Annotated in this window: 21 protein-coding genes; 10 read left to right on the top strand and 11 right to left on the bottom strand. The window is 57.2% G+C overall.

The genetic code is table 11. The features are described from left to right. Positions 1 to 75 precede the first annotated feature (75 nt). The 6 genes from Q9R35_RS10345 to glmS all read right to left on the bottom strand — a co-directional run bounded on the left by Q9R35_RS10345 (position 76) and on the right by glmS (position 8,351). Positions 76 to 414 (bottom strand): DUF6616 family protein, encoded by a 339-nt coding sequence (locus Q9R35_RS10345; RefSeq protein ID WP_311219809.1) that lies wholly within the window; start codon positions 412 to 414, stop codon positions 76 to 78. A 198-nt stretch (positions 415 to 612) separates the two neighbouring features. Continuing rightward, complete coding sequence (locus tag Q9R35_RS10340; RefSeq protein WP_311219808.1) at positions 613 to 1,800, bottom strand: hypothetical protein; 1,188 nt, start codon at positions 1,798 to 1,800, stop codon at positions 613 to 615. 85 nt (positions 1,801 to 1,885) lie between these two features. Beyond that, entirely contained in the window at positions 1,886 to 4,420 is a 2,535-nt protein-coding gene (locus tag Q9R35_RS10335; protein WP_311219807.1) for a TonB-dependent siderophore receptor, read from the bottom strand. Positions 4,421 to 4,710: 290 nt separating this feature from the next. Beyond that, on the bottom strand, positions 4,711 to 5,715 hold the full coding sequence (locus Q9R35_RS10330) for a FecR domain-containing protein (RefSeq protein WP_197314257.1): 1,005 nt from the start codon (positions 5,713 to 5,715) through the stop codon (positions 4,711 to 4,713). 11 nt (positions 5,716 to 5,726) lie between these two features. Then, entirely contained in the window at positions 5,727 to 6,290 is a 564-nt protein-coding gene (locus Q9R35_RS10325; RefSeq protein ID WP_269848141.1) for a sigma-70 family RNA polymerase sigma factor, read from the bottom strand. 234 nt (positions 6,291 to 6,524) lie between these two features. Next, positions 6,525 to 8,351, bottom strand: coding sequence for a glutamine--fructose-6-phosphate transaminase (isomerizing) (gene glmS / locus Q9R35_RS10320; protein WP_045929428.1), 1,827 nt, complete (start codon positions 8,349 to 8,351; stop codon positions 6,525 to 6,527). A 201-nt stretch (positions 8,352 to 8,552) separates the two neighbouring features. On the opposite strand from glmS, the gene Q9R35_RS10315 reads away from it, so the two are divergent. Continuing rightward, positions 8,553 to 9,029 carry an Lrp/AsnC family transcriptional regulator gene (locus Q9R35_RS10315; RefSeq protein WP_125301820.1) on the top strand — a complete coding sequence of 159 codons (477 nt, stop codon included), beginning with the start codon at positions 8,553 to 8,555 and terminating at the stop codon, positions 9,027 to 9,029. A gap of 195 nt (positions 9,030 to 9,224) precedes the next feature. Here Q9R35_RS10315 and Q9R35_RS10310 read toward each other — a convergent pair whose 3' ends face one another. The 4 genes from Q9R35_RS10310 to Q9R35_RS10295 form a co-directional block, all read right to left on the bottom strand. Beyond that, the gene (locus Q9R35_RS10310) at positions 9,225 to 10,343 is read right to left on the bottom strand and encodes a glycosyltransferase family 4 protein (protein ID WP_203145328.1); all 1,119 of its coding nucleotides are present in this window, start codon (positions 10,341 to 10,343) and stop codon (positions 9,225 to 9,227) included. Between the two features lie 108 nt (positions 10,344 to 10,451). Further along, positions 10,452 to 11,822 (bottom strand): bifunctional UDP-N-acetylglucosamine diphosphorylase/glucosamine-1-phosphate N-acetyltransferase GlmU, encoded by a 1,371-nt coding sequence (gene glmU, locus Q9R35_RS10305; RefSeq protein ID WP_162090971.1) that lies wholly within the window; start codon positions 11,820 to 11,822, stop codon positions 10,452 to 10,454. A gap of 26 nt (positions 11,823 to 11,848) precedes the next feature. Continuing rightward, complete coding sequence (locus Q9R35_RS10300; protein WP_311219806.1) at positions 11,849 to 12,733, bottom strand: PhaM family polyhydroxyalkanoate granule multifunctional regulatory protein; 885 nt, start codon at positions 12,731 to 12,733, stop codon at positions 11,849 to 11,851. 44 nt (positions 12,734 to 12,777) lie between these two features. Continuing rightward, complete coding sequence (locus Q9R35_RS10295) at positions 12,778 to 13,605, bottom strand: NUDIX hydrolase family protein (protein ID WP_009457498.1); 828 nt, start codon at positions 13,603 to 13,605, stop codon at positions 12,778 to 12,780. 275 nt (positions 13,606 to 13,880) lie between these two features. Here Q9R35_RS10295 and coxB point away from each other — a divergent pair, with 275 nt between their 5' ends. From coxB to Q9R35_RS10270, 5 genes are all read left to right on the top strand, one after another. Next, entirely contained in the window at positions 13,881 to 15,041 is a 1,161-nt protein-coding gene (gene coxB / locus Q9R35_RS10290; protein ID WP_311219805.1) for a cytochrome c oxidase subunit II, read from the top strand. Positions 15,042 to 15,116: 75 nt separating this feature from the next. Beyond that, positions 15,117 to 16,724 carry a cytochrome c oxidase subunit I gene (gene ctaD, locus Q9R35_RS10285; RefSeq protein WP_149721052.1) on the top strand — a complete coding sequence of 536 codons (1,608 nt, stop codon included), beginning with the start codon at positions 15,117 to 15,119 and terminating at the stop codon, positions 16,722 to 16,724. A 17-nt stretch (positions 16,725 to 16,741) separates the two neighbouring features. Further along, the gene (locus tag Q9R35_RS10280) at positions 16,742 to 16,855 is read left to right on the top strand and encodes a cytochrome oxidase small assembly protein (protein WP_009457495.1); all 114 of its coding nucleotides are present in this window, start codon (positions 16,742 to 16,744) and stop codon (positions 16,853 to 16,855) included. A 1-nt stretch (position 16,856) separates the two neighbouring features. Then, entirely contained in the window at positions 16,857 to 17,081 is a 225-nt protein-coding gene (locus Q9R35_RS10275; RefSeq protein WP_003805158.1) for a DUF2970 domain-containing protein, read from the top strand. A gap of 50 nt (positions 17,082 to 17,131) precedes the next feature. Continuing rightward, on the top strand, positions 17,132 to 18,007 hold the full coding sequence (locus Q9R35_RS10270; RefSeq protein ID WP_042485545.1) for a cytochrome c oxidase subunit 3: 876 nt from the start codon (positions 17,132 to 17,134) through the stop codon (positions 18,005 to 18,007). 44 nt (positions 18,008 to 18,051) lie between these two features. On the opposite strand, the gene Q9R35_RS10265 is transcribed toward Q9R35_RS10270, so the two are convergent. After that, positions 18,052 to 18,258 carry a twin transmembrane helix small protein gene (locus Q9R35_RS10265; RefSeq protein ID WP_003805161.1) on the bottom strand — a complete coding sequence of 69 codons (207 nt, stop codon included), beginning with the start codon at positions 18,256 to 18,258 and terminating at the stop codon, positions 18,052 to 18,054. A 28-nt stretch (positions 18,259 to 18,286) separates the two neighbouring features. On the opposite strand from Q9R35_RS10265, the gene Q9R35_RS10260 reads away from it, so the two are divergent. From Q9R35_RS10260 to cyoE, 4 genes are read left to right on the top strand one after another with little or no spacing between them, the layout of a single operon-like run. Further along, entirely contained in the window at positions 18,287 to 19,069 is a 783-nt protein-coding gene (locus tag Q9R35_RS10260; protein ID WP_063692068.1) for an SURF1 family protein, read from the top strand. Positions 19,070 to 19,106: 37 nt separating this feature from the next. After that, complete coding sequence (locus tag Q9R35_RS10255; RefSeq protein ID WP_404977948.1) at positions 19,107 to 19,700, top strand: SCO family protein; 594 nt, start codon at positions 19,107 to 19,109, stop codon at positions 19,698 to 19,700. A gap of 4 nt (positions 19,701 to 19,704) precedes the next feature. Then, positions 19,705 to 20,778: a heme A synthase gene (locus tag Q9R35_RS10250; protein WP_026483577.1), complete on the top strand. Its 1,074-nt coding sequence runs from the start codon at positions 19,705 to 19,707 to the stop codon at positions 20,776 to 20,778. Further along, positions 20,717 to 21,610, top strand: coding sequence for a heme o synthase (cyoE, locus tag Q9R35_RS10245; RefSeq protein ID WP_045929422.1), 894 nt, complete (start codon positions 20,717 to 20,719; stop codon positions 21,608 to 21,610). The genes Q9R35_RS10250 and cyoE overlap by 62 nt, the downstream gene beginning before the upstream one ends. Positions 21,611 to 21,617 lie beyond the last annotated feature (7 nt).

The raw sequence follows: 21,617 nt of genomic DNA, 5'->3' as shown, positions 1-21,617 counted from the left end.
GCCTGTTCCCAACCCCTATTTGCATCAGCTTTCACACCACGGCCTTCCGGCCCTGCAAAACAGCACTGCCCGCGATCAGGCCTGGGCCAGATCCGTCAGATGCTGGGCAAAGCCTCCCTCTGCCCCTGCCGCATTGATATAGTCGAAATACTCGTACCAGCCACTGGCTTTGATACCAGCCAGCAGTGCCTTGCATGCCTGTTGATCCGGGAAGCGCCAAACACCCATAAAGCGGTGGTCGCTGGCGTGGTCAATATCGTGCTCAGCTGCTGTCAGGGACAGCACCTCGATACCCAGACTGGAGAGGCCACCCATCGCTTCCTGAAGACTGGCCAGAAAATGCTGACGCTGCTCTTCGGGCAATGCCTTCCACTTGGCATTGGGCGAATAAAGCTCGATCAGATAGTGAGACATGGGCAGTTTTCCTTTAGCTGAAATAGGCACAAAGTGCTGAAAAGTCCAATTTGATTAGATATCAAATCTTATAGATTCACACTAAATATCGCAAGCAGTGCACACACGTAAAAAAGCCCGAGCTCGGCATGACGCCGAACCCGGGCTTGGACCCACCTTGTCAATCAGTCGTGCAGCATGGCTGCCTGCGAAACCAGCTTAAAACTGGATACGCACCATACGTTCTTTGGTCCCTTTTTCCTTGCTATTGCCGTCGTTCTTCACCGACACGTACAAGGCTTTTTCAGCGGGGAGGTATTCCAGGCTGTTGGGGTGTGGAGCCAGCTCAATGGTTTGCAGCGGTTTGTAGTTCACCGTATCGAAAACACTGACCGAACCCTTGCCTTCTTTCTCGCGCACACCGCCACGATTCGCTACAAACAGACGCTGGGATTCAGCATCAAAACGCACGCCAATTGGCACTTCGCCAGTAGGCATCACAGCCAGGGTTTTGCCGTTATCGGCATTCAGCACAAACACCTGGTGGCCCGCGCTGCGGCGCTTGTATTCACGCTCCAGGTGCAGATTACGGGCGTCATCGCGGTCGATACCTTGGTCCACACCGAACAAGCGGTTCTGGGCCGGGTCGTAGCTCAGATTCAGCAGTTGGTCGGCCTCAATTTCCAAGACCTGATCAATGTTCAAGGTCTGGGTATTCACGACCATCAGTTGGCCCTGCATATTGGAGACAAACAAGCGGTTATTGGCCTCATCCAGGGTGATGCCCACGACGTTATAGCCAAAGCCGGGCAGCACTTTTTCCAGTTCCATGGTCTGGGTATTCACCACGAACAGCACGCTGTCGAAACCCAGGCCCAGACCAGGCGCAAACACGCGGTGGTTTTTCTTGTCCACAACCAGTTCACGCATCTTGTACTGGAAGTCCTCGGTGATCTTGAAGCGCTCCATCATCTTCAACAAACCGTCTTTACGTGCCTGGCCGAAGTCAGCAGCGTTGATGGTGTCCTGGAAATTGATTTTTTCCTGCACAGGAATGCGCTTGATTACCTCGTTCTTGGCGGTATCGACCACGGCAATCGTGCCGTTGAAACCTTGAGTCAGATACAGGCGGTTGGCGGCATCATCCAGAGCCACCCCAAAGCTCTTGGCTTCCATGGCAATCTCTTGCTTGATTTCCAGGGTCTTGGGGTCCAGCACCAGCGTGCGCGACAAGGTCTCGTCCTTCCAGTTGGGCGAGGACACGTACAAGCTGGATTGAGCGGGGCTGAAGACAATTTCCAGAACTTCGGCGGCAGTCGGTTTTTGCATGATCTGTGCTTGGGTAACGGCTTGGTAGCCCGCAGGGGCAGGAGTCTTGGCGTGTACGTAGCCAGCCGACAAACTCATTGCAATAGCAAGGTAAAGACCACGCACAAGATGGCGAGTAGTAGACGACGTCATAATTTAGGCTCGATAAAAGTGGGTGAAGGAATTACCACTGGTAATCAATGGACAGATGCACATTGCGCGGCGCGCCGTAACGTGCCCGGAAGATCACGAAGTTGTCGTAGTAGCGCTTGTCAAAGAGGTTGTTGACGGTGAGCTTGGCATTCCAATGCTGGTTCACGCGGTAATTGGCGTGCAGGCCAACCAGGGCATAGCTGCTGTGGGTATCTTCCAGCACCTTGCCATTGCTGGCGGTGTAAGGACGACCGGCCGTCCACAGATCACGCTTGCCAAACCAGTTCACGGTGGCACCGGCGCTCAGGCCCTGCAGTGCACCGGAGAATTGGTACATGGTGCCCAGACGGAAGGTTTGGCTTGGAATATAGGTGTTGATCCGCTCGCCTTCACCGTTCTTGGTGCTGGCGTAGCTATAGGAGGCAAACACGTTCCAGTTGTTGGTCAGCGCGCCGTTCAGCTCCACTTCAAAACCCTTGGTTTTATTGCCTGCACCCGAAGATACATAAGGGCGGCTGCCATCGGGCAAGAGGAAGTCATCCGGCACCGAAGGGTCCAGGACGGCCAGGTTGTTTTGACGGGTCTCGAAAGCAGCCAGGGAGAACTGCAGGGCCTCCTCCATCAAACTGCCTTTCAGACCGATCTCACGGTTAACCCCGGTGATAGGATCCAGGAAATTCTCGTTGATGTCCTTGTAGCTTTGCGGCTGGAACAGACGGGTATAGCTGGCGTAAGCCGTCAGATTGGGGTTGATGTCGTACGTCACCCCAAAGTACGGCGTAATTTCATTGCGGTTGCGCAGTTCGTTGGACACACCGGTGAATTGGCCATCTTTACCGTAGTTGTCACGGTAGGTTTTATAGTCCGACAAGCGCAGGCCCATGATCACATTCAGCGGATCAATAATGTTCAAGCGCGTGCCTGCAAAAAAACCGTACTCGCGTGTGTGGACCCGGTTCCATTCACCCGTGCGGCTGACGCTGGGCTCGGGCATATAGCCGTCCCAGTCGTAAATATTGGGGATGAACCAGTTGCGGGTATCGCTGACCTGCATGGTGTACGTAGTGTCACGCTTGCGTGTACCGTTAAAACCAAACATCAACTGGTGAGTACGGCCCAACAGTTCGAAAGGACCATTGGCCGACAGCTCCAGATTGTCCTGATGACGGTAGCCGTTGGCGGCCAGGTTGGCGCGAATGCCGATACCAGAACCATCGGGGCGCACAACGGGGTTAACGCCCTGCCCCAAGCCTGTAATCAAGGCATCGCCATCGTCACGCTGATGGCTGTAGCTGAGCTTGGCGTTCCACTTGTTTTCAAACTCGTGCTCAACCGAAAAGAAGGCGTTTTGATGCTTCTTGTCCCAGTAGGTCCAATCCGGCACCAGCGACATGGAGCGCGACACATCGATACGGTCGCCCTCGCTGGTGAACAAAGGCACGCCCATATTGCCTTCACCACGCAGCTTGGCGGTCTGGTAGTCGTAGCCTGCGGTCAGCAAGGTTCGGTCAGTCAAATCGAATTCCAGCATGCCGGACAGCAAGTCGTTCTTGTGATCCTGGTGATCCATGAAAGAATCCGCCTGCTTGCGCGAACCAATAACACGCATGCGTAAACGGCCATCGTCAGTGAGCGGGCCAGTCACATCTGCCGTCACACGCTTGTCGTTCCAGGAACCGTACTGAGCACTTAACTTGCCACCAAACTCGGCCTGAGGGCGTTTGCGGATCAGGTTGATCAAGGCGGAAGGCTCGCCCGTAGGAGACAGCAAGCCTGTCGCACCGCGCACCACTTCCACCCGGTCGTACAAATCCATATCCAGAGAAATGGGGTTGAACGCACCACGTCCGGCCGCCCGGTAGCTGCTTTGCACGCCATCTACCTGCACATTGCTGATGTCAAATCCACGAGCCTGAAACTGAAAGCCGCCACCCACCGCCGCCGTATTGGCCGTCACGCCGGTGGTGAAGTTCATCACATCATCAAAGCTGGTCAGGCCAAAATCGTCCATTTGCTGACGCGTCATCACACTGACCGATTGCGGCGTGTGCTGCGTGTCCATATTCAATCGGGTGGCGGTGCTACTGGTGCCATTCAGTGTGTACAAGCCGGTGTCTTCAGTTGCGCGATTCAGGGTGCCTTTAACCCGCACAGGTTCCAGCTGAGTGGTTTCCGTGATCGGCCACAAGTTCACCGTATTGGCATCGCGCGAGTAGCGAATGCCCGTGCCTGCCAGCAAGGTATCCAAGGCCTGCGTCACGCTGTAATTGCCTTTCAGGCCCGCGCTTTGTTTGCCTTCGGCCACGCTGCCTGCGCCAACCAGATAGACCCCGCTTTCTTGCGAGAAACGCATCAGCACGCGGCTCAGGGGGCCGGCTGGAATGTCATAACGCTGGGTCTTGTCTGCCGTCGGGCTGTTTTGCGTGGCCGCCTGAGCAGGCTGGGTACTCACGACAAAGGCGCTGCCGGCCATCAACACATACAGGGCCAAGGCCAGTGGACGCAAAGGGGCGCAATGCGATCCTGCATCCTTGGACAGGGAAAGGGGATCGGGGCGACGATGCATAAGGAGACATCCTTCAAAAACACGGGTCAGTCACAATAAAAACGATGAACCTGAACGATGTTCTTGCGTTGATGTTCAGTACTGAGCGGGCACTGCGGCCCGCCTCCTGCTTCATTGGCCTCACGCCAATCAGGTCCTCTTACTGTCTAAAACCACCAAGTCTCCAAAACCCGGAACCTGCTTTTGCTGTTTTTTCAGGATTTTTTGCCCAAAGCCTGGCAAGCCTTTGAATCTAAACTGTTTTTATTTTTTATTATTTACGACCATCGCTGGTGAAATGCCCTGCTCAATCAATCCAGAGCTTGCACACTGGTCCACCAAGGCATGGGCTGGTCGATACGAATCGGCAATGCCGAAGCCAGCATTTTCAGCACACGGTCCGTGTCATGAATGGGGAAGCTGCCATAAACCTTCAGGTCGGCCACGGCATCATCTACACCTAGATAGCCTTTGCGGTAACGGCCCAATTCCTTGATCACGCTACGCAAGGCGATGTTGTCAGCCACCAGAACGCCTTTGGTCCAGGCCTCGCGCGCCTGCTCGGCGTCCATGCTTTGCCGGATACGCTGCGCACTAAAGTGGACCTGCTTGCCCGCCTGTACCGTGGCGGTGTTTTGACCTTTTGCCGTAGACACCTGCACGGCCCCTTCATAGACCGCCAACTGCGTACAGTCCTGGTCCATACGCACATTGAATTGCGTACCCAAAGCGCGCATATTGCCCTGGGGGGTTTGAACGGTGAACGGCCTGTCCATGTCGTCCTTGGCCGTCTGGATAAAGATCTCGCCTGAAATCAGAACAATATGGCGAGCCTGTGCGGTGAACTGCACATCAATCGCAGAGGCTGTGTTCAGCCAAAGCCGGGAACCGTCTGCCAGCACAATCTGGTTCTGCTCGCCGGTTTGTGTAGAGTGGTCAGCCGCCAAGGCCAGAACACTGGATGGCAGCCAGGACTGACGCCAGCCCAACCAACTGAGAACTCCTGTGCCCGCCAGTACGGCGACACTGGTCAGCACGCGACGGCGCTGATGCAAACGCTCGTTGGCCGTGTGCAATGTTTCTACCACTCGGCGCGAATCTGGCGCAGTGCGCACAGGCTCAAAACTGCGGCTGACTTCTTCCACATATCGCCAGGCGGTGCTGTGCATCTCGTCCTGCTTGAGCCAGCTCTGCCAGGCAGAGCGCTGCGCCGCACTGGCTTTGCCATCGCGCAGGCAGGCATACCATTCAGCGGCTTGCATCAAAACGGCATGGGGAGGTGTAGCGGGAGAAGAAAAGCTGGAACCGTGCTTCATGAGACTTAGTACTAAGGTTCCTGACGCAATTCGGCGACGGTCTGGCAAGCATGCAGACTGATGCAGCCCAACATGGCTTGTGCCACGTACTTGCGCACCATGCGGCCGGAAATACCCATTTCTGCGCCGACCTCATCGTCCGTCATCTCGCAAATGACGGCCAGGGTAAACGCCTTGGCCGCTTTGGGAGACAGGCTGCTGAGCATGGCGCTGATCTCTTCCAGCGCCTGCAAAATCATGGCCTGGCGTTCTGCCGAAGGGTAAAAGTTCTCGGGCGTAGTGGCCAGAATATCCAGCCAGGCCTGTTCAATTTCCTGACGTCGCCACAAGTTGATGCACAGGTTTTGTGCTGTCTTGCGCAGGTAGGCACGGGCTTCGCCGGGACTGGCAAATTGCCAGCGGGAACGGCTGCTTAACAGGCGTACAAAGGTGTCCTGCGCCAAGTCAGCCGCCTGGTCTGCTCCGCCCAATCGATGATGCAGCCAGCGCTGCAACCAACTGTGGTGGTCGCAGTACAGTGACTCGACCGACTCGGCCGAATACACGCCTGACAAGGGAAGAACTGAAGATGACACGAAGGTACTCCGCACTACATATAATGAGAATCGTTATCAATTATTATATGGTGCTGTTTGTGCAGTTCGCTAGCGGTGTGTGTTTGGGGCGACACATGGACTGGCCTTGAGACATGCTTCACCCCCTGTCGTCAGGCCTATCCCTCTCTGAAAATCTGCCTGAAATCGTAAAGCGAAGCGGCATGAAAAAAGAGCCGCATCAGCGGCTCTTTACAGTCGATTTAGTCAAAAAAACTATTCAACGGTGACACTCTTGGCCAAATTCCGTGGCTTATCCACGTCCGTGCCACGTGAGCAAGCCGTGTGATACGCCAGCAATTGCAGGGTCACGGTGTGCAGAATGGGTGACAGCTTGCCGTAGTGTTCGGGCATACGGATCACATGCACTCGCTCACTGCTGCCGATACGGGTATCGGCGTCCGCAAACACGTACAGTTCACCACCCCGTGCGTGGACTTCTTCGATATTGGATTTCAGCTTTTCCAGCAGTTCATCGCGTGGGGCGATGGTGACCACGGGCATGGCTTCGGTGACCAGGGCCAGAGGGCCGTGTTTCAGCTCACCAGCGGGATAGCCTTCGGCGTGGATGTAGCTGATTTCTTTCAGCTTCAACGCGCCTTCCATGGCGATGGGGTAATGCATGCCACGGCCCAGGAACAAGGCGTTTTCCTTGCTGGCAAAACGATCAGCCCATGCCATGATTTGCGGCTCCAAAGCCAACACAGCCGCGATAGCAGTAGGCAAGTGGCGCAGGGCTTTCAGGTAGTCGCCTTCCTGCTCCTGATTCAAGTGACCTTTGACTTGAGCCAGTGCGATGGTCAGCAGGAACAAGGCGGTCAGCTGGGTGGTGAAGGCTTTAGTGGAAGCCACGCCAATTTCTACACCAGCACGGGTGATGTAGGACAGCTTGCACTCGCGCACCATGGCGCTGGTGGCCACGTTGCAGATGGTCAGGGTCTGCTCCATGCCCAGGCTGCGGGCATGTTTCAAGGCGGCCAGGGTATCGGCGGTTTCGCCGGACTGGGAAATTGTCACTACCAAGGTGCGCGGGTTGGGCACGCTGTCGCGGTAGCGGTATTCGCTGGCGATTTCCACATTGACGGGAATCTTGGCCAGAGACTCGATCCAGTAACGGGCAGTCAGACCGGCGTAGTAGCTGGTGCCGCAAGCCAGAATCAGCACATTGTCGATGTCCTGAAAAACCTTGTAGGCCTGGTCGCCAAACAGTTCAGGCGTAACACTTTCAATGTCTTGCAAGGTATCGCCCACAGCGCGAGGCTGCTCGAAGATTTCCTTTTGCATGAAGTGACGGTATGGGCCCAGTTCAGCCGCTGCAGTATGCAGATGCACGGTGTGTACAGGACGATCAACGGAGCGGCCGTCCTTGTCCATGATCCACACTTTATTGATCTGCAAATCGATCACATCACCGTCTTCCAGATAGATGATTTGATCGGTCGTGCCGGCCAATGCCAGGGCATCCGATGCCAGGAAGTTTTCGTTCTGGCCCACGCCCACCACCAGGGGCGAACCATGGCGAGCACCGACCACACGGTGAGGCTCGTCTTGACAGAACACGGCAATGGCGTAAGCGCCCGTCAAGCGACGGATGACTTGTTGCACGGCCTCGAACAGATCACCGTTGTACAGGTGGTCGATCAGGTGAGCGATCACTTCGGTATCGGTTTGGCTCTCGAACACGTAGCCAATGCTTTGCAGCTCGGCGCGCAGTTCGTCGTGGTTTTCGATGATGCCGTTATGCACCAGCGCAATACGTGCTTTGCCCTTGCCGGAGAAATGCGGGTGAGCATTGTGAGTAGCAGGCGCGCCGTGCGTTGCCCAGCGGGTGTGAGCAATGCCGGTAAAGCCTTGCAGATGATCTGCCTTGACCTGTTCCTGCAGCTCGGCCACGCGCTGAGTACTGCGTGCCCGCAACAACTGGCCCTGCGCATGAACAGCAACGCCGCACGAATCGTAGCCCCGGTACTCCAGACGCTTCAGACCTTCCAGCAGCACGGGAACAATATCGCGTTGCGCCACAGCGCCAACAATTCCACACATAGCCAACTCCTGTTCATGGCCCCTTTGGGTGGGCCAGCTAATCAATTCAATCCGCTTATTCTGATCTGAAACAAGGAAAATTTTATGTCTATTTTTTTAGACAAATGAATTAAAATTTCATTTCATAATCAATTTAAAATAAATAAAAAATTAATTTTATTTAACGGAATTTTATTTCATCATAGATAGATAAACATTGTCATGATTGAACTGGACGAGCTGGATTTACGCATTCTGGAGCAGCTGCAAAATGATGCTTCCATCAGCAATCAGGAGCTGGCTTTGCGCGTGCATGCCTCTCCCCCAACCTGCTTGCGGCGAGTGCGCCGTTTAAGTGAACAAGGAGTGATTCGCAGGCAGGTCGCCTTGCTGGACCCGAAGCAACTGGGCCCCAGTTTGACGGCGATTGTGGAGATTACGCTGGACCGTCAGGGTGAAGAATACTTGCAGCAGTTCGAGCGCCTGATGGCCCCCGAAGCGGCAGTGACGCAATGCTATCGCGTCTCTACGGGGGTGGATTTCATTGTGATCTTGCAGGTCAGCGACATGACGGCGTATCACAAGCTGGCTCATGCGCTGTTCACCAGCCAGGCGAATATCCGCAATATTCGCAGCTTTTTTTCGATTCATCAGGCCAAGTTCGAGACGCGAGTCCCTTTGCCTGCGCCGAAGATCTAAACCAGGCCGAGTTTTTACGCCGAAACGCTATCGGCAATGAACAAGGCATGGGCTGTGGCTGTGGCTGTGGCTGTGGCTGTGGCTGTGGCTGTGGCTGTGGCTGTGGCTGTGGCTGTGGCAGGAATTAAAACACGCGTAAAAGCCAGTACAAGAGCAAAGGGTGGAACGCTCAGCAACCGAATAAAACAGCCGCACTCAGGTTCGTACGCGCTGCTGTACCAGTTGCTGATACAGACGCAAGTAACGCTGCACCATGACAGCGGGGTCATGCTCCTGCTGCACCCAGCGATGCGCCAGCGCTGCCTGTTGCCGCGCTGCTGTCGGATTACTCAAAGTATCATCCAGAGCCTGTGCAATGGCTTGTGCATCCCCTACCGCGCATAACTTGCCACGGCCATTATCCAGCAGCTCACTCAAACCGCCCGCCATCGTGGCCGTAACGGGCACGCCGTACACGAACGCATCAAGAACGCTGGAGCCCAGGGCTTCATGCCGGGAACTCAAGACAAATCCATCCATCAGGCGATAAGCCTGTTCGGGACGGGCTTCAAAACCAGCCAGCTTGTAGCAGTCTTCCAGCCCCAACTGCGCAATCAGTTCCTCTGCCGCCGAGGTCTCGGAGCCTGGCGCACCGAAATGCAAAAACACAAAATCCTGACGACGCTGATACAAGGCATGAACCGCACGTATCAAAGTCTGGGGATCTTTCTCGGACGTCAGTGCCGCCATCGTCCCCAGAACGTGCAAGCCCTGCGGATTCCACCGCAGCCGCAAGTGGTTCACATAGGCTTCATCCTGCTCGACGTACTCGATGGCACTAGGAATCACATCTACGGAAAAGCCCAGGCGACGCGGCTCTGCCGCTGCTGCCTGGCTGATCGCTACCAAACGATCCGCCTTGCGCCACTTCCAACGCGTGCGTCGTTCCTTGGAAGTCAAAGCACTGTCTGGCTGCTGTCCGCTACGTTGCTCGACGCGTTTGCGGTCAATCGGAAAAGCCGTACGGCGCGTAAAGACCACCCGCTTGGGCAGCCAGAAATGCAGCAAGGCCAGCCAGCTCATGCAGGACGCGGTTTGGGAGTGAACGATATCAAAACCACGACCGTGCACCAGCAAATAGCGCAACGCGGCTCCTACAGAGGCGCATTCCACCACGCTCAAACCCTGCTCTTTAGCACGCTTGGCCAGTTCTTCATCACGTCGGGCCAGGAGACTGACCTGATGACCAGCCTGCTGCATCTGCTGGATACTCAGCAGGGTTTGCCGCTCGCCACCGCGCCAGCCGCGCTCGAAATTAAGCTGCAGAATGCGCATGGCGAAAATCCAGAATCAGCCCATCCGGGCACTGTGTGCCACAAGCGTACGCAGCAATGCTCCCCTTGCAATGCAAAGGGAGGGATGCCAAAGATGGGCTAACACACATCAAGATTTGCGGACCGGGCGCTTCCAGCCGGACACGCTGCGCTGTTCCGAACGCGACAAGGTCAGCTGATCATCCGGCGCATTGCGCACCAGGGTCGTACCCGCACCAATTGTTGCACCACGGCCAACAGTCACCGGGGCCACCAACTGCGTATCGGAACCAATGAAGGCATCGTCACCAATCACGGTGCGGAACTTGTTCACGCCGTCGTAATTGCAGGTGATGGTGCCTGCGCCAATGTTCACGCGCTGCCCCACATCGGCATCACCGATATAGGCCAGATGATTGGCTTTGGAGCCTTCGCCCAGCTGGGTGTTCTTGATTTCCACGAAGTTGCCCACGTGGGTGTGATTGGCCAGAACAGCACCAGGACGCAGACGGGCGTAAGGGCCGATACGGGCTTCTTCGCCAACCTGGGCTTGTTGCAGATGGCTGAAGGCTTCGATTTGCGTACCGGCACCGATAGTCACGTCACGCAGTACGCTATGCGGGCCGACGCGCACGCCGTCTTGCAGCACAACCGTGCCTTCAAACACGCAACCCACATCAATGAACACGTCACGGCCACATTCCAGTGTGCCGCGCAGATCAAAGCGGGTCGGATCGGCCAGCGTCACGCCTTTTTCCAGCAAGCGACGGGCCTGCTCGGCTTGCCACAAACGCTCCAGCTCGGCCTGTTGAATGCGGCTGTTCACACCCAAAGTTTCCCAGCCAGCAGCCGGTTGAGCCGCTTGCACAGGCACGCCATCAGCAACCGCCAAGGCGATGATGTCGGTCAGGTAGTACTCGCCTTGCGCATTGTCGTTGGTGATGCGGGTCAACCAGTCTTTCAGACGGGCCGTAGGTGCAACCAGAATGCCGGTGTTCACTTCTTTCACGGCACGTTCAGCTTCATTGGCATCTTTGTGCTCAACAATGCGTTGCACCGAACCATCTTCACCGCGAATGATGCGGCCGTAGCCGGTGGAGTCTGCCAGCGTTTCGGTCAGCACGGCCACACCTTGGCCACGTGCTTGCAGCAAGCGGCGCAAAGTGTCGGCCTGGACCAGAGGAACGTCGCCATACAGAACCAGCGTCGCGTCCTCTTCCTGGTCGCCACCGACCAGTTCAGGTACCGCCTGCTGCACCGCGTGGCCCGTGCCATGCTGAGGTTGCTGCAAGGCAAAGGCCAGCTCGGCCTGTGCGAAGGTTTGCTGAACGCGCTCGGCGCCATGACCCACCACGACCACAACTTTTTCCGGCTCCAGTTCACGTGCGCTGTCGAGCACGTGGGCCAGCATGGATTTGCCGGCGATAGGATGCAGTACTTTGGGCAGGTCAGACTGCATACGCTTGCCCATGCCTGCTGCCAGAATCACGATATTAAGCATAAAAATTTACCTACTAGGTTGGTCGATCAGTTCTTTTTGGTACTGCTTTTGGTGCTGCGCGTGGCGGTCTTTTTAGCCGCCGTTTTGGTGGCCGCCTTGGCCGCAGTTTTAGCGGCTGCTTTCGCTGCCGTTTTTACCGATTTGGCCGCTGCCGGAGCACTGGTCTTGGCAGAAGTCTGGGCATTGGCAGCCGCCGGTTTAGGGGTCTTGGCCGAGCCAGCCGCTTTGGCCTTGGTCGCCTGCTGGCGATAGTTTTCTACCTGCTGCATCGATGCGGCTGTGGCGGTCGCCATGGCATCAAATTGCTGTTGCAGCATGTTCCACCACGCTTGCGCAGCGGGATTGCCTGCACCGGCTTCCTGCTGAGCACCGGGCTGTTTATCTTTGGGGCTGTCCTGCTTGGCAGCCGCTTCGGGCTGTGGCGCAGCCTGTTGAGACTGTGGCGAGGGCTGAGCCGCTGCTGACTGAGATGCCGTATGCACTGCCGCCTCCGGCTTGCTGGCCTGCGCCTTGGCACCGGCTGCATTATCTGCACCCGCAGCACCCGCTGCCATAGGATTGAAGGCCATAAAGGCTTCAAAGGGATTTGCCCCACCCGCCGCCTGCGTTCCTTGCTGCGCCATGGTCTTGATGGCCGCCAGGGTGGAGCGCTGAATCTCCAGACCCTGGATGGTGGTGCCCAGCATGGACAGGTTCAACTGCAACCAGCTTTCCACCGCACGCAAGTCACGAATACGACGATCCAGATCATCGGGGGACAAGCTGGGCATCATGCCCGAGCTCAAATCGCCCGCCCCGCCACTGGCCATGTTTTTCCAGGCCTGCGCCATCATGTCCATGCTGCGCAGCAATGGATTGTTGCCGCCGCCCAGGGCATTGAAATCAGGTATACCAAAAGGATTCGGGTTCATGCGTAGCTCCCATCGGGTTGGTGCCTGCCCGGTGATTCCCAGGTTCAGGCCAGCTGTTCCAGATGCTGCTTGATGCTGTCGATCAGCACCACTTGCGCTTCCAGGGTGAACAAATCTGCTTCTATCATTTGCCAGGCTTCATCCAGCGTCAATAAGCGAAACTCACTAACCTCGCCGTCCATATTGCAGGGCCGCACATCGTCGGCCAACACACAATCGCTGACCAGGGCGTTCTCCACCTGATAGCCTTCCGGCAGGCGACGGTGCATGCGCAAGGACACGCGCAAGGGGGTGCAATTGTCCAGCACGGACTCGGCCAAACCCGCTTCTTCATAACTTTCGCGTATGAGGGAGGTATGCAGCGACTCACCGCTGACCGCCAGTCCACCGACCAGCGTGTCCCACATATTCGGGTCTGTCGATTTGGTGGGTGAACGACGCGCGGCCCAGATGCGGCCGTCTGTAGACCAGCCATTCAAATGCACCGCTTGCGTCAAAAAACCCAGAGGCCGCACCGCACCACGTTCAATTCGGGACAGGCATTGCCCTTCGCCGACCACGTCCAGCAACTCGTCACGCCAGGCCCGAATGCAACCGCCTTCCTGCAAACGCAAGGCGACCTGATCCAGGACCTGAGCCAGGCTCAATTCCTGGCTGGGGCAATCGCTCAGACGCAAGACATCTTCTTCAATCGAGACCCCTGGCAAAGGCTCGATGCAACGAGCAGCCTTGGGGGTGATCCATCCGGCAACACGCCCATCAACAGTGACAGGACGGCTGCCCGGTGGGGGCAATTGTTGCAGCTGACTGGTCAAGCTGGCCATGCGCTGACGCAGGGCCTGAGTAAGTGATCGGTTCTGGAACAAAGTCATAGTCGGCGATTGTAATTCAAGCCTTGCCCCATTACGGCTTTTGTAGCGTTTAGTCCAACCTTGTCTTCTAGGGACATACCCTGCCCTTGAAGGCTAAAGCAAGTTCTATATAATTTCCGTGAACAGATAAGCTACTAAAAACTTCGAGCGGACCAGCACTTAGCTGCGACAAGCCCGCCACTGCAACACAGCAGTTTCTTCCAGCGTTGGATTTTTCGGAGCGTTGACGCAGCCGAACCCCGGTTTGGCATGGCAACACCAAAAGAGGGACAACAATGAAGATGTGGAGAAGTTTATTTGCTCTGACCGCCTGTTCGACGGCAGGGCCAAGCCTGGCTCAGATCACCCACATGGAGGGTGGTCCCCGTGTCAATCAGCTCAATTTGCATAACGGGGTGACCCCCATCGCTCAGGACATTGCCTGGCTGCATTGGATGATGCTGATCATCTGTACCATCATCTTTATTGGCGTGTTCGGCGTGATGTTCTATTCCATCATCCGGCACCGCAAGTCCAAGGGCGCGATTGCCGCCCGCTTTCACGAACATCTGGGTGTGGAAGTGGCCTGGACCGTCATCCCTTTCCTGATCGTGATCGGCATGGCACTACCCGCCACCAAAACCGTGGTGGCCATGAAGGACACCAGCAGCGCCGACCTGACCGTCAAGGTCACAGGCTATCAGTGGAAATGGGGCTACGAGTATCTGGACGGCCCGGCCACGGGTGTGAAATACCTGTCCAACCTGTCCACCCCGCGCGCCCAGATTGAAGGCCGCGAACCCATTGGTCCGAACTATCTGATGGAAGTGGACAAGCCACTGGTCGTGCCGGTTAACAAGAAAGTGCGCGTCATGCTGACGGCCGAGGACGTCATCCACTCCTGGATGGTGCCCGAATTTGGCGTCAAGCAAGATGCCATCCCCGGCTTTTTGCGCGATACCTGGTTCCGTGCGGACAAGGTCGGCACCTTCCGCGGCCAATGTGCCGAGCTGTGTGGCAAGGACCACGCCTACATGCCCATCGTGGTGCAAGTGATGGCGCAAGAAGACTACGACAAGTGGGCCCAGGAGCAGAACGACTTGATGACGGCTCAGGCCGACGATCCCAATAAAGAGTGGACCAAGGACGAGTTGACCGAGCGCGGCAAACAGATCTTTGCGCAGAACTGCGTGGCTTGCCACCAGGCCAATGGCAAGGGCATGCCCGGCACTTTCCCTGCTCTGGATGGCGATACGAAATTTGTGCTCGCCCCCAAGAAAGGCCAGATCGACACGGTGTTGAATGGTCACCCTGGCACCGCGATGGCCGCCTTCCGCAATCAACTGACAGATGTACAGATTGCTGCGGTCATTACCTACACACGCAATGCCTGGGGCAACGCTGGCAAAGGGCCTGACCCTGTCGTGATGCCCGCCGACGTCAAGGAACAGCGCTAATTTTGCGCGCGCCGCCTATCACACTATCAATCTATCCCTGACTACGGCCAGGGGGAGTGCAGCAAGGAGTCAAGCATGAGTAGCGTCACCGTCGACCATGTAGCGAACCCGAGCGGACATGATGATCACCATCATGCCCATGCCACCCCTAGCGGCTGGCGTCGCTGGCTGTTCGCCACCAATCACAAAGATATCGGGACCATGTACCTGATCTTCTCCTTTGTGATGTTGCTGGAGGGCGGCGTGCTGGCTTTGCTGCTGCGTACCGAATTGTTCCAGCCGGGCCTGCAGTTTTTCCGGCCCGAGCTGTTCAACCAGTTCACCACCATGCACGGCCTGATCATGATTTTCGGCGCGATCATGCCGGCCTTTGTGGGCTTTGCCAACTGGATGATTCCGCTGCAGATTGGCGCATCGGACATGGCCTTTGCCCGCATGAACAACTTCAGCTTCTGGCTGCTGCCCGTGGGTGCCGTTCTGTTTACCGCGTCCTTCTTTGTGCCTGGCGGCGCGCCTGCCGGTGGCTGGACCATGTATGCCCCGCTGTCCTTGCAGATGGGACCGGGCATGGACTTCACGATTTTTGCAGTCCATATTCTGGGCGCGTCTTCCATCATGGGGGCCATCAATATTGTGGTGACGGTATTGAACATGCGCGCCCCTGGCATGACGCTGATGAAAATGCCGCTGTTTTGCTGGACCTGGCTGATTACCGCTTACCTGCTGATTGCCGTGATGCCCGTGCTGGCCGCTGCGGTGACCATGTTGTTGACGGACCGCCACTTTGGCACCCACTTCTTTAACGCCGCCGGTGGTGGTGACCCGGTTCTGTACCAGCACATCTTCTGGTTCTTTGGTCACCCCGAGGTCTACATCATGATCTTGCCGGCCTTTGGCATTGTCTCTGCCATCGTGCCTGCCTTCTCGCGCAAAGCCCTGTTTGGCTATGCCTCCATGGTGTACGCAACCGCCGCCATCGCAATTCTGTCCTTCCTGGTATGGGCCCACCATATGTTCTCCACCGGGATGCCGGTGACCGGGCAGCTGTATTTCATGTACGCCACCATGCTGATCTCCATTCCGACCGGGGTGAAGATCTTCAACTGGGTGGCCACCATGTGGCGCGGTTCGCTGTCCTTTGAAACGCCCATGCTCTTTGCCATCGGCTTTATCTTCGTATTTACGATTGGCGGCTTTACCGGCCTGATCCTGGCCGTGGCTCCGATTGATATTGCGGTACACGACACCTATTACGTGGTGGCTCACTTCCACTATGTGCTGGTGGCCGGTTCCTTGTTCGCCCTGTTTGGTGGTGCCTACTACTGGCTGCCCAAGTGGACAGGTCGCATGTACAACGAGCGCCTGGGCAAGATCCACTTCTGGTCCACCATGATCTCGTTCAACGTGACCTTCTTCCCCATGCACTTTCTGGGTCTGGCGGGCATGCCACGTCGTTATGTGGACTACGCCGGTCAGTTCACGGACTTCCACCAGATTGCCACCATTGGCGCCTTCTGGTTCGGCCTGTCGCAACTGCTGCTGATCTACATCGTGATTCAGGCGGCGCGCGGCAAGGGTGAAGTGGCCAGTGCCAAGCCATGGGAAGGCGCAGAGGGTCTGGAATGGACGGTACCCTCGCCCGCCCCGCATCACACGTTTGAAGTACCCCCTGTCGTCAAGTAACACTGGAGGAACGCCGTATGACCCCCGAACAACGCCGTCGCAACCGCCGTCTGGGATTGCTCCTGGCCGTGTTCGTCATTGCCGTCATGGCCTGGACCTTTCTAAAAGGCAGTCAATTTTTAGGACAGTGATATGGATGACGATTTTCGGGACCTCACACGGCGCAAGCTCAGTTTTTTCCAGACATTGAAAGCCATTGCCTGGGGATTTTTTGGAGTCCGTCGTGGCCGCGACCATGAGCAGGACATTGCCAAGATCAATCCGGTCTATCTGATTATTGCCGCCTTGATCGCCACGGTTGTTTTCGTTGTGGGCCTGATTATGGTGGCCCGCTGGTTCATTGGTCAGGCCAGCTGAACCCTGGCCGGATACTGCGCCCAAGGGCACATGACCCGAAGGAGAACACTATGCATGTCGAGACTACGGCTCACCCGTCCAAGGCGCCGTATTACTACGTCCCCGGCTTGTCGGGGCATCCGGTACGCGCCAGCATTTCCCTGTGCCTGACGCTGTTGGGTGCGGCTACCTGGATCAATAACTGGCCGGGCGGCTTCTGGGTGTTTCTGGTCGGGATTCTCAGCTTCTTGCTGGTGCTGTTCTTCTGGTTCAGCGACGCCGTGCGCGAGTCTGAAACGGGTCTGAACAGCACGCGTGTCGATATCTCCTATCGCTGGAGCATGTCGTGGTTCATCTTTTCCGAAGTCATGTTTTTTGCGGCCTTTTTCGGGGCACTTTGGTATACCCGTGAAATTGCCACGCCGCTGTTAAGCGACCTGGATCACCGCGCCCTGCTCTGGCCTGACTTCACCGGCACCTGGCCCAACCAGGGCCCCGCTGGCACTGTCGCCCCGTTCCAGACCGTAGGCCCGCTGTGGCTACCTACGATCAATACGGCCTTGCTGCTGACCTCGGGCGTCACCCTGACCATTGCTCACCACGCCCTGCGCGCCAGCAAGCGTGGCGGTGCAATCTTCTGGCTGTTCATGACAGTGGCGCTGGGCTTTGCCTTTGTGGCCTGCCAGGCTTACGAGTACATGCACGCCTACGCCGAACTGAACCTGAAGTTCACCTCCGGTGCGTACGGGGCCTTGTTCTATATGTTGACGGGCTTTCACGGCTTTCACGTGATTATCGGCGCCACCATGCTGACGGTGATGCTGATACGGCTGATGCGCGGCCACTTTACCGCTGAGCACCACTTTGGTTTTGAAGGTGCCGCCTGGTACTGGCACTTTGTGGACGTGGTGTGGCTGGGCCTGTACCTGTACGTCTACTGGTTCTAGTGATTCATGCCCCAGGCCCATTTCTTCGGGCCTGGGTTTTTACTTCAGGCCAAGGGCACGCCGGTGCTTTCAATCCAACCCAGATAATGGGCCAGCAACACAAACAGGAACAGGGCCACGGACAAACCCACTCGCCAGGTCAGAGCATAGGCCATGCGACTGGAGTTACCCCGGTCACGCATCAAATACACCAGGGCCGAACCCAGCGAAACAATAATCCCCAGAAACACGATCAGGACTAGCACACGCATTACGTCTCCCCCGCTTCAGGTTGAATTGATGTCCAGCAACAATCCTCGTTCTTCTTCGACTCGATCCCTGCTTGCCCTGGTTTGTCTGGGTTTGCTGATGCTGCTGTTCATTAGCCTGGGGCGCTGGCAACTGAGCCGCGCGCAGGAACGTCAAAGTCTGGCACAACAAATAGAACAAGGCCGCCAACAAGCTCCCCTTCATATTGATTCCCAGGCCAGCCTGGATAAAGGTGCCTTGTGGCAGTCTGTCGCGGTGCACGGCTCCTGGCGCAGTGAGTTAACTGTACTCCTGGATAATCGCAATTTCAAAGGTAAGCCGGGCTACTGGATTGCTACCCCTTTTGTGCTGGATGAGGGCGATTTGGCGGGCTCCAGCCTGCTCGTGCTACGTGGTTGGCTGGCTCGCGTACCGGGGCAAACCCCTAGCGTTCCGGCTGCGCCTTCCGGCTCCGAAACCATTTCGGGCGAGTTGATGGAACGCGTTCCGCGTCTGTTTGAGCTGGGCAGCAGCCCCTTGCCTGAACACTTGCCCGACTCGTCGGGTACGCCCCCTGTCGTGCAGAACCTGGCCCTGGAAGATCTGCGCAGCCGCATTGATCTACCTGTGCTGCCGCGTGTACTGGCCCAGACCGCCCCCGCCTCGGAGCTGCAAACCAATTGGCCCGACCCGAATATCGACTTTGAAAAGAACCGGGGCTATGCACTGCAATGGTTCGGTTTTGCCCTGATTGCCCTGTGTGCCTGGATCGGTGTAGCGTGGAAATGGCTGCGACGCTCCAGGCCCAACTCTGCCCCTACAAGGAAAACCTGACGTGGACACGACTCAAACCCCTGCCCGCCCGCGTTCCATGACTCCGCTGTATCTGCTGCTGGCGATCAGTCTGGCACCTGTGCTGTTTGCACTGGCCGCCTACTACATGCCTTCATTGGGACTGCGGCCAGACGAGAGCAATGCCTACGGTCAATTGATTGAGCCCCAGCGCAGCGTGCCTGAACCCGCCGCCCTGCCCCTGCACAATTTGCAAGGCGAGGCCTTTGATCTGCAATCGCTGCGCGGTCGCTGGGTACTGGTCAGCGCCGATGAAAGCGCCTGCCCCGAAAGCTGCGTGCGTAAGCTGTTCATCCTGCGCAACTCCCACGCCAGCCAAGGCAAGAACGTGGATCGCCTGGCCCGTGTCTGGTTTGTGACCGACCAAGGCCAACCAACCGAGCAAATTCTGGAGGCCTATCAAGGTACGCATATGCTGCGCGCCGATCCGCGCCAGCTGGCCGAATTTCTGACTCCTGACGCTGCTGGCAAGGCCCCCGAACAAGCCGTCAAGAATGGCATGTGGATCATCGACCCCAATGGTAATTTGATGATGCTGTTTCCCGGCGATGCCGACCCGCTCAAGGTTCGCACCGATATACGCAAACTGCTGAACAATTCACGCATCGGATAAGTTTATGGCCGATATCCGCCAACGCTACCGCAAGCTGGTTTACCTGACCTGGTTCCTGACTTTGGACCTGATCATGTTTGGCGCTTTTGTGCGCCTGACAGATTCCGGTCTGGGCTGCCCGGACTGGCCCGGTTGCTATGGCAAGCTCACGCCGCTGGGCGCGGGCGCACATATCGAACAAGCTTATCAAGCCATGCCTTATGGCCCGGTCAGCTGGGGCAAGGCCTGGATTGAAATGATCCACCGCTACGTAGGCGCGGCCCTGGGCATGCTGATTATTGCCATTGTATGGATGGCCTGGCGGCACCGCCATACGCTGGGCCATTCGGCCCGACTGGCTCTGTTCACCTTGCTGGCGGTGTGCGTGCAAGGCGCCTTTGGCGCCTGGACCGTGACCCACAAACTGATGCCCATTATCGTCACCACCCACTTGCTGGGCGGCATGAGCGTGCTGGCCTTGATGACCTGGCTTGCTGTACGCGAGAACCCCGGCCCGCCTGTGTCCCCGGTAACCCGCCGCTGGCGACCCTGGTTGATCGGCGCATTTCTCCTGCTGACCATTCAGATTGGTTTGGGTGGCTGGGTCAGCACCAACTACGCTGCGCTGGCCTGCATGGACTTCCCGCAGTGCCACGGCCAATGGATACCCGAGATGGATCTGCACGGCGGATTCTCGCTGTTCCGCGCGCTGGGCGAGCTGCCTTCCGGTGAAATGATTTCCCAGGCCGCGCTGACCGCCATCCATTGGGTTCACCGCAATATGGCCTTTCTGGTGTTTCTGGTTCTGGGTTCCGTTGCGTGGAAATTACGCGCCGATCCCATCTTGCGTCGCCCCGCGACTTTGGTGCTTTTGTTGCTGCTGGCCCAGCTCATCACGGGGTTAACCACGATCTTTTTCCAATGGCCTCTTTTGATTGCCGTCCTGCATAATGGGGGAGCTGCCGGTCTCGTTTTATGCTGCGTCACCCTGTTGGTACGGCTTTCCCGCAAGTCGACTGTCCCCCAAGGAATACAGTATGACAAACACCGCTACCCTGGCTCCCGCCTCGCTCCTGCGCCAGTATCTGGTACTGACTAAACCCAGAGTCACCCAGCTGGCTGTTTTCTGTGCCGTTATCGGCATGTTTCTGGCTGCTCCCGGCCTGCCCGATCCGGGCACCGTGGTCGCGGGCACGCTGGGCATATGGATGCTGGCGGCTGCCGCCTTTGCCATCAACTGCCTGATCGAAAGCCAGATTGATGCCCGCATGTTGCGTACCGCTCGGCGCGGTACGGCACGCGGCACCATTACCCCGCCGCAAGTCCTGGCCATGTCCGGTTTGCTGGGCGGCATGGGCATGCTGGTGCTGTATTACTGGGTGAATCCGCTGACCATGTGGCTGACCTTGGCCACCTTCATTGGTTATGCGGTGATCTATACCGTGATCCTCAAACCCCTGACCCCACAGAACATCGTGATCGGTGGTTTGTCCGGTGCCATGCCCCCTGCCCTGGGCTGGGCCGCCATTGCCAATGCCGTACCGGCTGAAGCCTGGCTGCTGGTGCTGATCATCTTCATCTGGACGCCCCCGCACTTCTGGGCATTGGCGCTCTACCGTCAGCACGACTACCAGCGCTCCGGCCTGCCCATGCTGCCCGTCACCCACGGCAAAACCTTTACGACGCTGCATGTGCTGCTCTACAGCTACATCCTGATGGCTTCCAGCCTGCTGCCCTTCATCATCCGCATGAGTGGCCCTCTGTACCTGGCCGCGGCCCTCTTGCTGGGCGCACGTTTCATTCAATACGCCCATCAACTGCATCGCAACTACAGCGATGAGCTGTCCCGCAAGCTATTCCGCTTTTCCATTATTTATCTGGCCGTCTTGTTTGGGGCGCTGCTGCTGGATCATTGGGTGCGTTTGATCTGATCGACCC

Origin of the sequence: Alcaligenes sp. AB3 (genome assembly GCF_031844565.1) — a bacterium.
GTDB lineage: Bacteria > Pseudomonadota > Gammaproteobacteria > Burkholderiales > Burkholderiaceae_B > Alcaligenes > Alcaligenes faecalis.
This window is presented reverse-complemented; position numbering and strand designations above follow the sequence as displayed.